The sequence below is a fragment of the Gilliamella sp. B14384G12 genome (genome assembly GCF_016101825.1).
Lineage (GTDB): Bacteria > Pseudomonadota > Gammaproteobacteria > Enterobacterales > Orbaceae > Gilliamella > Gilliamella apicola_N.
This window is the reverse complement of sequence record NZ_JACFPU010000005.1, coordinates 61,585-76,228: the sequence shown is the minus strand read 5'-3', so window position 1 is coordinate 76,228 and position 14,644 is coordinate 61,585. Positions and strand designations below refer to the sequence as shown.

12 protein-coding genes, 1 pseudogene and 1 riboswitch are annotated in these 14,644 nt (G+C 34.6%); of the genes and pseudogenes, 10 read left to right on the top strand and 3 right to left on the bottom strand.

The annotated features are described in order from the left end of the window. Nucleotides 1-38: 38 nt before the first annotated feature. Nucleotides 39-1,091, bottom strand: coding sequence for an AI-2E family transporter YdiK (ydiK, locus tag H3S73_RS07125; protein WP_198227813.1), 1,053 nt, complete (start codon nucleotides 1,089-1,091; stop codon nucleotides 39-41). A gap of 101 nt (nucleotides 1,092-1,192) precedes the next feature. Here ydiK and eco point away from each other — a divergent pair, with 101 nt between their 5' ends. From eco to H3S73_RS07075, 10 genes and pseudogenes are all read left to right on the top strand, one after another. Next, nucleotides 1,193-1,687, top strand: a complete 495-nt coding sequence (eco, locus tag H3S73_RS07120; protein WP_198227812.1) for a serine protease inhibitor ecotin — start codon at nucleotides 1,193-1,195, stop codon at nucleotides 1,685-1,687. Nucleotides 1,688-2,000: 313 nt separating this feature from the next. After that, nucleotides 2,001-3,110: an extracellular solute-binding protein gene (locus H3S73_RS07115; RefSeq protein ID WP_039127137.1), complete on the top strand. Its 1,110-nt coding sequence runs from the start codon at nucleotides 2,001-2,003 to the stop codon at nucleotides 3,108-3,110. A gap of 102 nt (nucleotides 3,111-3,212) precedes the next feature. Then, entirely contained in the window at nucleotides 3,213-4,349 is a 1,137-nt protein-coding gene (potG, locus tag H3S73_RS07110) for a putrescine ABC transporter ATP-binding subunit PotG (RefSeq protein ID WP_039127140.1), read from the top strand. A 324-nt stretch (nucleotides 4,350-4,673) separates the two neighbouring features. Next, nucleotides 4,674-5,546, top strand: a pseudogene (potH, locus tag H3S73_RS07105) (putrescine ABC transporter permease PotH); the annotation flags it as partial. 243 nt (nucleotides 5,547-5,789) lie between these two features. Continuing rightward, nucleotides 5,790-6,548, top strand: a complete 759-nt coding sequence (locus tag H3S73_RS07100) for an ABC transporter permease subunit (protein ID WP_198227918.1) — start codon at nucleotides 5,790-5,792, stop codon at nucleotides 6,546-6,548. Nucleotides 6,549-6,661: 113 nt separating this feature from the next. Beyond that, nucleotides 6,662-6,802: riboswitch (FMN riboswitch) on the top strand. A gap of 223 nt (nucleotides 6,803-7,025) precedes the next feature. Beyond that, nucleotides 7,026-7,670, top strand: coding sequence for a 3,4-dihydroxy-2-butanone-4-phosphate synthase (gene ribB, locus H3S73_RS07095; RefSeq protein ID WP_198227811.1), 645 nt, complete (start codon nucleotides 7,026-7,028; stop codon nucleotides 7,668-7,670). Between the two features lie 125 nt (nucleotides 7,671-7,795). Beyond that, entirely contained in the window at nucleotides 7,796-8,725 is a 930-nt protein-coding gene (locus tag H3S73_RS07090) for an alpha/beta hydrolase (RefSeq protein WP_198227810.1), read from the top strand. 112 nt (nucleotides 8,726-8,837) lie between these two features. Further along, on the top strand, nucleotides 8,838-11,084 hold the full coding sequence (locus H3S73_RS07085; protein ID WP_198236252.1) for a TonB-dependent siderophore receptor: 2,247 nt from the start codon (nucleotides 8,838-8,840) through the stop codon (nucleotides 11,082-11,084). A gap of 457 nt (nucleotides 11,085-11,541) precedes the next feature. Further along, the gene (locus H3S73_RS07080; RefSeq protein WP_198227808.1) at nucleotides 11,542-11,865 is read left to right on the top strand and encodes a multidrug efflux SMR transporter; all 324 of its coding nucleotides are present in this window, start codon (nucleotides 11,542-11,544) and stop codon (nucleotides 11,863-11,865) included. A 23-nt stretch (nucleotides 11,866-11,888) separates the two neighbouring features. Further along, the gene (locus H3S73_RS07075; RefSeq protein WP_039127148.1) at nucleotides 11,889-12,203 is read left to right on the top strand and encodes a multidrug efflux SMR transporter; all 315 of its coding nucleotides are present in this window, start codon (nucleotides 11,889-11,891) and stop codon (nucleotides 12,201-12,203) included. 157 nt (nucleotides 12,204-12,360) lie between these two features. Here H3S73_RS07075 and H3S73_RS07070 read toward each other — a convergent pair whose 3' ends face one another. Beyond that, a complete protein-coding gene (locus H3S73_RS07070) occupies nucleotides 12,361-12,963 on the bottom strand; it encodes a peroxiredoxin C (RefSeq protein WP_039127151.1) in 603 nt (200 codons plus the stop codon). 121 nt (nucleotides 12,964-13,084) lie between these two features. Next, the gene (gene srmB, locus H3S73_RS07065) at nucleotides 13,085-14,392 is read right to left on the bottom strand and encodes an ATP-dependent RNA helicase SrmB (RefSeq protein ID WP_198227806.1); all 1,308 of its coding nucleotides are present in this window, start codon (nucleotides 14,390-14,392) and stop codon (nucleotides 13,085-13,087) included. Nucleotides 14,393-14,644: the final 252 nt, after the last annotated feature.

Here is a 14,644-nt window from a genome sequence, read left to right as displayed (position 1 = left end):
ATTTTTGTTATTCAATTTAGTTCGTCAATATTATCTTTTTAAGATTGTTCATCAATCCAGGTTTGAATGATTTTATATGTCAATGCCAATACCACTGGACCAATAAATAATCCCATCAAACCAAAACTGAGTAGGCCACCGATTACCCCAAATAAAATCAGTAAAAATGGTAAATCAGCCCCTTTCTTTATTAAATATGCACGCATTACACTATCAAGCGTTGTTAAAATAATTGCGACAACAATTAATATAATGCCAGAGAGAGTATGGCCATTCCAAAATTGCCAAATGATACAACCGAGCATGACAATGACAGGGCCGATTTGTGCAACACAGCAGATAAATAACACCAGTGTTAAAACGCCCGCTAATGGCATTTTCGTGATAATAAAACTGATCCCACCAATTAGAGCTAGAGTGATTGCCGTTACTACCACGCCAAGAGCTACTGCACGAATGGATTGTCCTGCTAGTGTCACGGTAATGGCGCCATATTGTTTAGATAAGCGATTAGCAAATAAATAAACGTATTTGGTAATCATTTCACCTTTAAGAAAAAGTAATAAACTGAAAATGATCATGACACCAGCATGAAAGATGAATATACTGATGTTGGTTACCTGTGATAACAACCAACCTATTAGCGTTCCAATGTAAGGTTGAATACTGGAGACCAGATCAGAACCATCCGTTTTAATGATATTTAGCCAACTTTGATGAAGTTCTGGTCCGAAAGTCGGGATACTCTCCAGCCAATCAAATGTAGGTAATTCATGATGTGATAAAGATTTAGCCCATTCAATGAGATGGTGACCATTTTGTGCGACACTACTGATGATCAAAAGAAATGGAATAATACAGACAAGCGCTAAAATTAATGCCATGATAGTTAACGATAACCAGCGTTTATTAAACATTTTTTTCTGGATTTTTATCATTAATGGCCATGTAGCAATAACTACCATGACAGCCCAAAAAAAACCAAATAAGAAAGCTTCAACAACACGATAAGTAATAATGATTAGTAACCCAATCAGTAATAAGTTTAAAATTAACTTCAATAAATCATAGGTATTTTTTTCTGCTGGCATTTTTGTACCATTTTTATTAATCTAAATAATGTTATTATACGCACTATCATTAAAAAAACATATGTTAGTGTAAATGATAAATCTTTGATGGAGATATTAAAATGAGAAAATTACTGTTATTGCTGTTAGTTAGTATATTGTTACCTGCATGTTCAACAACACCTAAAATTAACAATCCAGTTCAAAATGCGAACAATATAGCACCTTATCCAGATGCTATGGATGGCTACACTCGCTATGCAATCCACCTTCCTTCTTTAGCCAATGAAAATAAAGCGCGAGTTGAAGTTTTAATAGGTAAAGAGATAAATACTGATTGTAATACGCGCAGTTTAGGTGGCATCGTTAAGCAAGAAGAATTGAAAGGTTGGGGTTACAACTACTATGTTGTTGATAAAGCGAATAACGATATTTCAACGCTTATGGCTTGTCCTGAAGGCACTAATAAAAATCAATTTGTTACTATGAATCATAATTTAGGATTATTAGATTATAATAGTCGCTTACCAATTGTGTTTTACGTACCAAATGATTTAACAGTTAAATATCGTATTTGGCAAACAGGCTCTAAAGTCCTCCAAGCGAGTGCTGAATAGAAAAAGAAAATTAACTGTTAATTATCGGTGAAATAAGGGTTGTTTGATTAAAATATAGTCACTCAATCCTGAAACTTAAGATATTTGATTTTTTAAGTAGACATCTCAAAAAAAAAATGTATTTTATCCCTCGTAATGCAAGGTTAGCTCTACATGTTCATTAGCTTTTTTAATGACTTGTGATTGCCTGATTATCTCGGTTTCGCCATATCATTCAATAACGAATAATGGCAAAATTTGGGGGTCCGTTGTTTTTTCACAATGGGCTTGTGTCTAACATGTAATATCCCTAACTAGAGGAGAAGTGGTGAGCATGTTTACTCAACGTAAAACAATTCTTTCAATCATAGCTGGTGTTTCACTAGCATTATCTCAATCTGCTATAGCTAAAGATCGCGTTGTGCATTTTTATAATTGGGCAGGTCAAATTGGTAATAGCACTATCAGTGATTTCGAAAAATCGACTGGAATCAAACTTGTTTATGATGTGTATGACTCTAATGAGGCTCTTGAAGGTAAGCTAATGGCTGGCCATTCTGGTTTCGATGTCGTTTCACCATCGGACAGTTTTTTAGAAAGACAAATTAAAGCTGATATTTATCTGCCGTTAGATAAAAGTAAATTGCCAAATTGGAAAAACCTTGATCCAAATTTAATGAAATTAATGGCTAACCATGATCCAGATAACAAGTATGCGATCCCTTATGTATGGATGACTACAGGTATCGGTTATAACATTGATAAAGTTAAAGAACGTCTAGGCGATAATGCTCCTGTTGATAGTTGGGATTTAGTTTTTAACCCTGAAAATATGGAAAAACTTAAAGATTGTGGTGTGGCATTTTTAGATGCTCCAACTGAAATCTTTTCAAGTGCTCTTCAATATTTAGGCAAAAATCCAAACAGTACAGATGCAAAAGATTACACGGGTGCAACTTACGAGTTGTTGTCGAAAGTCAGACCATATATCCGTTATTTCCATTCATCTCAATATATTACTGATTTAGCGAATGGTGATATTTGTGTGATTTTAGGTTGGTCTGGAGACATTTTACAAGCTCGTGATAGAGCTAATGAAGCAAAAAATGGTGTGCACATTGGTTATCAAATTCCGAAAGAAGGCGCGTTAGTTTTCTTTGATACATTTGCTATTCCAAAAGATTCAGCAAATCCTGATGAAGCTCATGAGTTTTTAAACTTCATTTTAAAACCAGAAATCGCTGCACAAGTGACTAATGATGTTAACTTTGCAAGTGCGAATAAAGTTGCTAACGATCAGTTTGTTAAACCAGAAGTGAAGAACGATCCTGCGGTTTATCCAAGACCGGAAGTAATGGAAAAACTATTCACTTTAACAGTGAAAGAACCAAAACTTGAACGTGTGATCACTCGCACATGGACAAAACTTAAAACGGGCAAATAGCCGTTTGAAAATGTCAAATAATTGACTTATTTATTCTAGACGGGGAGATTCAATAATCTTTCCGTCTCGTTTTTTATGGCTTGTTGTTATGAGGAAAAAAGCGTGAACGATAAAACAACAAATCAGGTACAGCCTAAAAAAAAGATGATAACTCCACTATTGGAGATCAAAAATTTAACGAAAGTTTTCAATGATGATTATTATGCTGTCGATGATGTAAATTTAACCATTTATACCGGAGAAATTTTTGCTTTATTAGGTGCTTCGGGTAGTGGTAAATCAACATTATTGCGGATGCTTGCTGGTTTTGAACAACCAACGTCTGGACAAATTATTCTCGATGGTAAGGATTTATCACAAGTCCCTCCTTATAATCGTCCTATTAACATGATGTTTCAATCGTATGCTCTTTTTCCTCACATGACGGTTGAGCAAAATATAGCTTTTGGTCTAAAACAAGACAGATTAGACAAGAGTGAAATTAAGCATCGTGTTGAAGAAATGTTAGCACTTGTGCATATGGAACAATTTGGTAAGCGCAAGCCACACCAATTATCAGGTGGTCAAAGACAACGTGTTGCTTTGGCAAGAAGTTTAGCAAAAAGACCTAAATTACTATTGTTGGACGAACCAATGGGGGCATTAGATAAACAACTGCGTGATCGAATGCAGCTTGAAGTCGTGAGTATTTTAGAGCAAGTTGGCGCTACATGTGTAATGGTTACTCATGATCAAGAAGAAGCCATGACAATGGCAGGGCGTATTGCAATTATGAATAAAGGACAATTTGTTCAAATTGGTGAGCCTGAAGAAATCTATGAACATCCAAATAGTCGTTATAGTGCTGAATTTATTGGCTCAGTCAATGTCTTTGACGGTATTTTGCAAGAAACATTAGAAGATGGCTTAATCATCAGTTGTCCTATGATTAAACATCCTTTAAAAGTGGATTATGATTCACCTGCTGTTGAAGGTGTTCCAATTCAGGTTGCCTTACGACCAGAAAAAATTAAACTTTGTGATGAAATACCAAAAGAAGGCTACAATTTTGCAACCGGTGAAGTGGTTGAAATAGCCTATTTAGGTGATCTCTCTATTTATCACGTTAAATTGGAAAGTGGACAAATTATTATTGCTCAACTACAAAACGAACATCGCTATCGTAAAGGTATGCCAACTTGGGGCGATGTCATTAACCTCAGTTGGGAAATTGATAGTTGCGTTGTACTTACTGAATAAACACAAGAGGATATATTGATGCGATCCATTTATTGTGGTTTGTTTCTAAATGCATTGGTGTTACTCAATGTTTATTTACGTTTTGTAACAACAAATGCATTTGACAATTTGTTTTTAGATGCGTTATTTACCTCTATGGTATTAAGTCTACTATTATCTTGTTTAGGTGCATATTTGGTGCATTATAAACCCTCTAAATTCGCTTACCGTTTAATTATAGCAGGCAGTATTTTATATATACCTGCTGGGTTGGGTTTAGTTGCGATTTATTTTGCATTCAAAAAAATGCGTCAACAACGAGATGATTCTGACTTAATGACATTGTATGGGCGTCTATTAGTGATAGCGATTCCTTATTTATGGATGCTATTACTATTTTTATTGCCGTTTTTGATTGTTTTTCGTATCAGTTTTTCGGAAGCCGCTATCGCGGTACCTCCTTATACTGATCTGTTGAGTTATGAAGATGGTCTACTTAATATTGTTTTAAATTTTGGTAATTATTTCAATTTATTTGAAGATACTATCTACATTGATTCTTATTTACAATCATTAAAAGTCGCAGCTATCTCAACACTGTTATGTATTTTAATTGGTTATCCGTTAGCTTGGGCTATATCACAATGTAAACCATCGAGTCGAAATATTTTATTATTGTTGATTATTTTGCCTTCTTGGACTTCATTTTTAATTCGTGTTTATGCTTGGATTGGTATTTTAAATCCTAATGGTCTTTTAAATAATTTCTTAATGTGGTTGGGGGTTATTGATCAACCTTTAATAATCATGAAAACCTATTTAGCGGTCTATATTGGTATTGTCTATTCTTATCTACCATTTGTTGTATTGCCAATTTATACATCATTAAGCAAAGTCGATACAACGCTTATTGAAGCAGCTTTAGATTTAGGTTGTAAGCCAATTAAAACTTTCTTTAACATTATTGTACCATTAACCAAAAACGGGGTTATCGCTGGTGGAATGTTGGTCTTTATTCCTGCGGTAGGGGAATATGTAATACCTGAACTATTAGGTCCATCGGATAGTTTAATGATTGGTACACAACTGTGGGCTGAATTCTTTAATAATCATGATTGGCCAGCTGCTTCCGCTGTTGCAACCGTGATGTTATTGATATTAATCGTCCCTATTTACTACTTTAATAAATTTCAGAACCGACAATTGGGAGGTAAATAAATGAATAATTTACCATTAATTATGCGATCTGCATTGATTGTTTTTATCTCCTCATTTTTAGGTTCATTAGTGCTGTCGATTTTAATTTCGGCATCAGGCTTTGCTTTATTGGGCAGTATTAACTTATATGTGGGATGTTTGGTATTTAGCCTTATTTTGACTGGTCTTGTAACAATATCGCTATTAGTTCGATGTTTAAAAGGATTAATTATTTTATTGTGTTTATCCTTTTTATATATCCCTATGATTATTTTAATCATTTATTCGTTCAATAGTTCAAGACTTGTTACAGTTTGGGCTGAATTTTCGACCAAATGGTATTTTGAATTGGTTCATAATCAAGCGTTACTTAAAGCGGTAGGATTAAGCTTGAGTATTGCTGCTGGGGCTGCTTCGTTGGCAATCGTACTTGGTACTTTAGCTGCTTTTGCAATTATTCGTTTTAAACGATTCCGTGGCTCTAATTTATTCTCTTTTATGACAACCGCACCGCTTGTTATGCCTGATGTAATAACAGGTCTAGCATTATTATTACTGTTTGTTGGAATGGGGCAAGTGCTTGGTTGGCCTAAGGAACGAGGAGCAATGACCATTTGGATGGCTCATGCAACGTTTTGTACTGCCTATGTGACCGTTGTTATTAGTGCTAGATTACGAGAGTTGGATAAGTCAATTGAAGAAGCTGCATTAGATTTGGGCGCAAATCCATTAAAGGTATTTTTCATTATCACCTTACCTATGATTGCTCCAGCTCTTGTTTCTGGTTGGTTGTTGGCATTTACCTTATCGCTTGATGATGTGGTTATCGCGAATTTTGTGACTGGACCAGGTGCAATGACGTTACCGAAACTTATATTCTCGAAAGTACGTTTAGGTGTCGATCCACAAGTTAATGCGTTAGCAACAATTATATTGTTAATTGTGGGTATTATTGGTTTCATTTCATGGCTTTGGATGCGAAATGCTGAAAAACGACATTTACGTGAAATTCGTATGAGCTAATTACCTTATCTATATCAAAGATTGCCGCACGATGCGGCAATTTTTTTAACTTTATAAAATATCCGTGTTTTTTTTTCTATTTTATATTATAGTGTGGGCGGTCAGTTCGCTGACAAAATTCTCAGGGCGGGGCGTAATTCCCCACCGGTGGTTATAGCCCACGAGCGCTTAATAATATTCAATTTTATTGAGGACAAGCAGATTTGGTGAGATTCCAAAGCCGACAGTTAAAGTCTGGATGAAAGAGAGTGGCTTATCTTTTCTATATTTGCTTTATAGCAAAATCACTATGGTCAAGCACTTGCCCTGATTCTGGTATTTAATATATTTATAACTTAACTAATTTAACTTTGCTTTTGGCAATTATTTTAGATGTAAACTTATCTCAATTAGTTACATGAAATATTAGTTCGGATTAGGTTTATTTTAATTAAGAATAAATATAATTAACTTAATAAAACAGGATAGGTATCTACCATGAATCAGTTTAATTTAAATGAATTTGGAACACCAATTGAGCGAGTAAAAAAAGCTATTGCTTCAATTAAGGCAGGATCTGGGGTATTAGTTTTAGATGATGAAGATCGCGAAAATGAAGGCGATATCATTTGGGCGGCAGAAACAATTACAACTCAACAAATGGCACTAACTATTCGATATGGAAGTGGTATCGTTTGTCTATGTATGCCACAATCTTTTTGTGACAAATTAGAATTGCCTATGATGGTCGCCAATAATACCAGTAAAAATCATACTGCTTTTACCATTACAATTGAAGCCGCTAAAGGTGTTACTACTGGAGTATCTGCAGCAGATAGAGTAACGACTGTAAAAGCCGCCGTTGCTGATAATGCGAAACCTAGTGACTTAAACCATCCTGGTCATGTATTTCCATTAGTTGCTAAAGAGGGCGGTGTTTTGAATCGCCGAGGGCATACTGAAGCATCAGTTGATTTGGTTTCATTAGCAGGTTTTAAACCAGCTGCTGTAATTTGTGAGTTAACTAATGATGATGGATCGATGGCAAGGGCACCACAAGTTGTCGAATTTGCCAAACAACATCATTTACCCGTTGTCACAATTGAAGATATTGTTGCTTATCGTAACACTTTTTCAGTCTAAACATATGGATGTAAACTGTCGAATTAACCATTCGGCAGTGGCATCATTTTATTAAGTTTATTATTGAATAAGTTAGATGTATTCATTAATTTGTTCCAGTAAGCTCTGATTGTTTAGGATAAACTATGGCACGTTTCAGTCTGTTATATATAATAATGCTTTTGATCATAACAGGTTGCCAATCAATATCCATTTCTACAAATAACGTGGTCGTTCCTAATACTCGGACTGAAATATTTCATTCAACGGCAAATGGTGATTATAAAGTTACTATTTATACTCCTAATAAACCTACACCGAAAGGTGGTTGGCCAATTATTTATCTTCTTGATGGTGACAGTTATTTTTTAACAGCAAGTGACATTATTAAAAGTCAAGCTTGTGAGCGTTGCATTCTTCAAGAAGGTATAATTGTCGCAATTGACTATCTCAATCAAACACGTCGTGATTTTGATTTTTTACCTAAACCAGATCATTTTGTTTATGAGACCTTACCGAATAATCAAATTAATTTATCTGGTAAATATGGTGGAGCAGATGCGTTTTATGATTTTTTAACAAAAGAACTTAAACCTGAAATGGAAAAACGCTATAAGATTAATTTAAAACAGCAAGCTATTTTTGGACATTCATACGGTGGATTATTTAATTTATATATTTTTTTAACAAAACCAGTGATTTTTAATACCTATGTGGTATCGAGTCCATCTATGTGGTTTAGCGATGGATATATGTTTAAAGTATTATCGAAATACTTATTAGATAATCAGCCACCACTCATCAATCCCGTCAATTTACTTATCTCTGTAGGGGGATCTGAACAATCTTTACTTCCTTTTGATCGCAAGTTACCCAAGGAAAAGCAGAATCTCTTATTAAAGCATCGGCAAAATCGTAAAATGGTGGATAATTCGAAACATCTATTTGATCAATTAAAACAAGCTAAGATTCATAACTTAAACTTAAGTTACAAAGTTTATCCGCAACAATCCCATAAAACAGCAGCGATTATAGCTTTACAAGATGGCATTCAAATAAATTTTAACATTCATTAACCAGTATTTGAGCAAATAGTTATTAATCAACTTGAATATATGATAGTTTGATTTATATTACTGCCACTTGATAATGATAATCATTATTGAAGAATAATATTAGGGATAATATATGTGTTCAAAATATAAATCGACTTGTTTTATTGCCACACTTGTTAGTCTTGCATGTCATAATGCTAATGCTGATATCAAAAATTCATTAACTCATAAGGCAAGTGATTCAGATGATGTGATGGTTGTGACAGCAGCAGAGCAAGCTAAACAAGCATTGGGTGTTTCGGTTATCAGCCAAAAAGATCTGAGCAAAATGCCGCCCAAAAACGATATTTCCGAAATTATTCGTACTATGCCAGGTGTCAGTTTGACGGGTAATTCAACAAGTGGTCAACGAGGTAATAATCGACAAATTGATATTCGAGGAATGGGACCTGAAAATACGCTTATTTTAGTTGATGGAAGATCAGTAAAAAGCCGTATGTCTGTTCGATATGGTTGGCGCGGTGAGCGAGACACAAGAGGCGATACGAATTGGATACCTGTAGATATTATTGAAAGAATTGACGTGCTTCGTGGTCCAGCAGCAGCTCGTTATGGTGATGGTGCAGCAGGAGGCGTAGTAAATATTATAACGAAACAACCCGCTAAAGAGTGGCATGGATCTTTAAATAGTTATATTAATGTACCATCTCACAGTGAGGAAGGTTCAACAAAAAGGACTAACTTTTTATTAACAGGTGGATTAACCGATAATCTAAGTGTGCGTCTATACGGCAATATCAATAAAACCGATGCTGATGAGTGGGATATCAACAAAAAACATCAAATTAATCCGAATTCGGTCAGTGCAGGACGGGAAGGGGTGCGCAATAAAGATCTCAATGGTCTATTGCGGTCGGATATCACTGATAAACAATCAATTGAATTTGAAACGAGCATTAGCCGACAAGGAAATATTTATGCCGGAGATACACAGAATAATAATCCTAATCAATTGGTGAGTCGTTTTTATAATGATGAAACTAACAAAATGATTCGTCAAAATTATTCAATAACTCATCGAGCATATTGGGACAACGGTTTAAATACAATATCTTATATTCAATTGGAAAAAACACATAATACCCGTTTAAATGAAGGTTTAGCTGGTGGAACTGAAGGTCGATTTGATAATGATAGTTTTTCTACCATTAAATATAATAATATTACTTTACATAATGAGACCAACTTCCCATTAACTATGGTGGTACCCCAAACTATGACTGTTGGTGGCGAGTATAATCATCAAAAAATGAAAGATCCAACCTCAAATAATCAATCCGTTGAAGAGGGAGGAAGCATATCTTGGATCAAAGATAAAATGCGCAGTGAAAACTCATCAGCTAATCTTTGGGGAATGTTTATCGAAGATAACATTGAACTGACACAAACTACCATGCTTACCCCTACATTACGATATAATCATCAAAGTAAATCAGGTGGTAACTGGAGTCCAAGTTTGAACTTATCCCAAGAATTGGGCGACTATTTCAGTTTAAAACTTGGTATTGCCAGAGCTTATAAAGCACCTAACTTATATCAAACTAACCCAAACTATCTTCTTTATAGTCGTGGGCAAGGTTGTCATAGTGCGGGTGGCAGTTGTTATTTAATTGGTAACAAAAATTTAAAAGCGGAAACAAGCGTCAATAAAGAAATTGGGCTTGAGTTTCATAATAATGAAGGATTAATTGCTGGCATAACTTATTTCCGTAATGATTATCATGATAAAATTGATTCTGGCACAAAAGTGGTGGGTCATGCGCAAGGTGGAAAAAATAAATTTGGCAATTCAAATATTTTTCAATGGCAAAATGTGCCCAAATCTGTTGTAGAGGGATTGGAAGGCAGCTTAACGATTCCCGTTACTTCAACAATCAAGTTTCGAAATAACCTAACTTGGATGTTGCAGTCAAAAAATAAAAAGACTGGCGATTATTTATCAATAATACCAAAATATACGTTGAATTCATCAATAGACTGGCAAACAACCGATAAATTGTCGTTGTTAACTACGGTCACTTGGTTTGGTAAACAAAAGCCGAAAAAATATGATTATCTTGGGAATAAAGCTACGGATAGTGCAACTCACCAACTTAGTCCTTATGCTATTTTAAATTTTAGTGGGCAATATCAATTTAATAAAAACGTTACGTTAACGGCTGGAATAGATAATGTGTTTAATAAGCGCTTATTCCGAGAGGGTAATTCCACAACCTTAAAAAATCCAGTAAATGGTATCGTAACCGTTAAGGGTGCAGGAGCTGCAACGTATAATGAACCAGGGCGGACATTTTTTGTAAGCACTAAACTTTCATTCTAGCTCAATCAATTAAATAAAATCGCCAAACTAACGATTAAATTGATTAAACTTGGCGATTATTTAGCTGCTTTAAGTTATTTATTGTTCTCATTATTCACTATAATTTTATCTGTAAAAGTGTGAAACATTGAATAATAACAGTTTTATTCTTGCTTTTTGTCTTTCTTCATTATAAAATATCTTATACATTTGATAAATAAGGATAAAATTTTTTAAGTTTTTAGAAACGATAGATATTTTAATATCATACTAATTTTAAAAATCTAATTAGCATTCAATTAAGTTGTTTCTTTGTAAATAATATTAAGTTCTTTTGGTGGCAAATGCTTTGTTTGCGAACCATCTATAGTTTTGTCGATGCTTATTGGCAAAATAGCAGAATCAGCATATCTAACATATAGATTGCATTAAAAATATAGATTTTAACAAAATAGATAGTAATAAAAACGGGGTAACTATGTTTAGCGCGAATAAAGAGTGGGCATTTGTGATACTGACCTGCTTTTTTGAACTGTGTTGGGTATTTGGTTTTACTACTGCCAGTCAGTGGTGGCATTGGGTTATTGTTATACTCATAATTATTGTTGATTTTACGTTTTTAACAAATGCATGCAAGACAATTCCTACAGGTACTGTGTATGCAATATTTTCTGGTGTCGGAGCGATAGGCTCACTTGCTATTGATATGGTCGTGTTTGGTAAAGAAATCAAACTTATTGAAATATTGTTTGTTGCATTAATAATTATTGGCGTTGTGCAACTTAAACGAGCAGATAGTTGATTAACTGAAATTTGGATTACAATATGGGATGGTTATTTATTTTAACGGCTGCAATTTTTGAAGTTATTGGCGCTATTGGCCTTAAGCTCTATTCGCAACAAAAAAGTGTGTTTCGATTAACACTGTATTGGGGTGGTTTTTTTGTTTCGTTTACATTATTTTATTTTTCACTTCAATATCTGGATTTAAGTATAGTCTATCCTGTATGGGTTGGGCTTGGTACGTCAGGTGCGGTATTGGCTAATATGTTTATTTTTAATGAGCCGAAAAATCTTCCTCGCTTATTTGGACTTACTTTTATTATTATTGGTATTGTAGGATTACACGCTACAATGTAGTCAAAGATATACTCAAAAAAATTATTAGATATAGAGTTAAAAAATAGTTATTCGTTTTACTTATTCAATTCTTTAAATAAAAAAAGACCGGAGATGAACTCCGGTTAAGCAAAGTGTAAGCTAAAAGGATGTATGAATAAAAGGGAAAAACAGTTTACTAAATTTCGTTACCATGTTGTTTTAGGTAGCTAGCAACACCATTTGGGTTAGCCTGCATACCTTGTTTACCTTTGGTCCATTGAGCAGGGCAAACTTCACCGTGTTCTTCATGGAATTGGAAAGCATCAACAATACGAATCATCTCGTCAATATTACGACCGATTGGTAAATCATTGATCGTTTCATGACGTACAACACCTGACTTATCAATAAAGAATGATGCGCGAAGAGCAACACCAGCTTCAGGATGTTCAACGCCGTAGGCTTGCATAATAGAGTGTTTTATATCTGCAACAATTGGGAATTTTACTTCACCAATACCGCCTTTATCTTGTGGAGTATTACGCCATGCATTATGTACATATTGTGAATCCATAGAAACCCCAATAATCTCAACGCCACGTTTTTTGAATTCTTCTAAACGATGATCGAAAGCGATGATTTCTGATGGACATACAAATGTAAAATCCATTGGCCAAAAGAATACAACAGCATATTTGCCATTAATGTGTTTAGCTAAATTGAAATCTTCAACGATTTCACCTGAGCCTAACACTGCTGCTGATGTAAAATCTGGGGCTTTACGAGTGACTAAAGTCATTATGGTTCTCCTAACTATTTAATGCTTTTTAATATGTGGGACATTATAACAATTTAAACTTACACTCCAAGTTGTTATAAACAATTGATACCATAAGTTTAAACTATTAACTGATAAATTATCATTCGGTAGTATTTATTAATTTCTTCGGTTTACCTTTATTTTTAGTATCGCGATGGCGTATTTTGACTTTTTTCTTTTTGTTATCTTCTTTTTTGGAAGCATTTTTCAATTTCGCTTTTTGTGAAGGTTTTTTCTTAGTTGCCGGTTTTGGAGCTTTCGTTTTTGGGCGTAACTCATCAATGGTTCGTAACTTTATTGGTTCTTTGATGTAACGCTCAATTTTTTGTAACAATTCGTTGTCATGAGCTTCGACCAACATAATCGCGGTCCCTTTTTTCCCCGCACGCGCAGTACGACCGATACGATGCAAATAGACGTCGGCTGTTTTAGGTGCATCAAAATTAATAACATGGGTAATATCATCAATATCAATGCCACGAGCCGCAACATCGGTTGCAACCAGTACATTAACAGTATGGTTGTTCATTCTTTTAATTGCTTCGTTACGTTTAGCTTGAACCATTTCACCTTCTAAATAACAGCTATGGATTCCGGCCTGATGTAACAAGCTAACCAATTCATGTACCCGTTCACGCTTACGTACAAAAACGATCGTCTTTTTCAATTCTTCTTGCTTTAATAAATGAATGAGTAAGGCTACTTTATGCTCTAAATTGTCGGCACGATAATAGAATTGTAAAATCTTTTTACGTTCTTTTCGTGAAGGATCGGCATTAATTTCAATGGGTTCATTTAATATGCGATTAGCAAAATTATGTAATCCTTCACCCTCTAGCGTTGCAGAGAAGAGTAGTGTTTGTTTGCGCCAGCGAGTTTCTGCTGATATGGTTTCAACATCTTGAGAGAATCCCATATCTAACATACGGTCTGCTTCATCTAAAATAAGCATTTCAACAGCTCGACAGTCAAAATTTTCTTCTTTAATGTATTGCAATAACCGTCCAGTTGTCGCAATCACAATATCTTGATTTTTACTGAATACTTCAGCATGGTTCATATAAGCAACGCCTCCGGTTATTGTGGCTATGCTTAAATGAGTGGATTGCGTTAATAGTTTTGCTTGCTCAGCTATTTGCATCGCTAACTCTCGAGTAGGTGTTAAAACCAAAATACGAGGTGGTCCCGGTTTGCGACGTGGAAAATCCAATAAATGTTGCACAGCAGGAATTAAGAAAGCAAGTGTCTTACCCGTACCCGTTGGCGCCGACCCTAAAATATCTTTGCCATCTAATGCGACAGGTATCGTTTGAGTTTGGATTACTGTTGGCGTGTGGATGTTTTGTGTTTGTAGATTTTGAATTAAAATCTCATCTAATTCTAAATCTGAAAAAGTTTTTGCAGTCATATTGATCATTCTATCTTAAATTTTGAGACACATTATAACGGCAATCGTTATAACTACAATCAATAAAACGTAGTGAGTAACTAACATCAATATTCATTTTGTTCATTTTATAGTATATCAATTACGCTAATTAAATACTTTGTAAAAAAGTTTGAGGTTAAGCATACGTTTAAGTATAAAAATTAAAGAATAATTGATTCATCAACTCTTATCAATGCTTGTAACGGAATCTTTATTTATAATACACTTTGC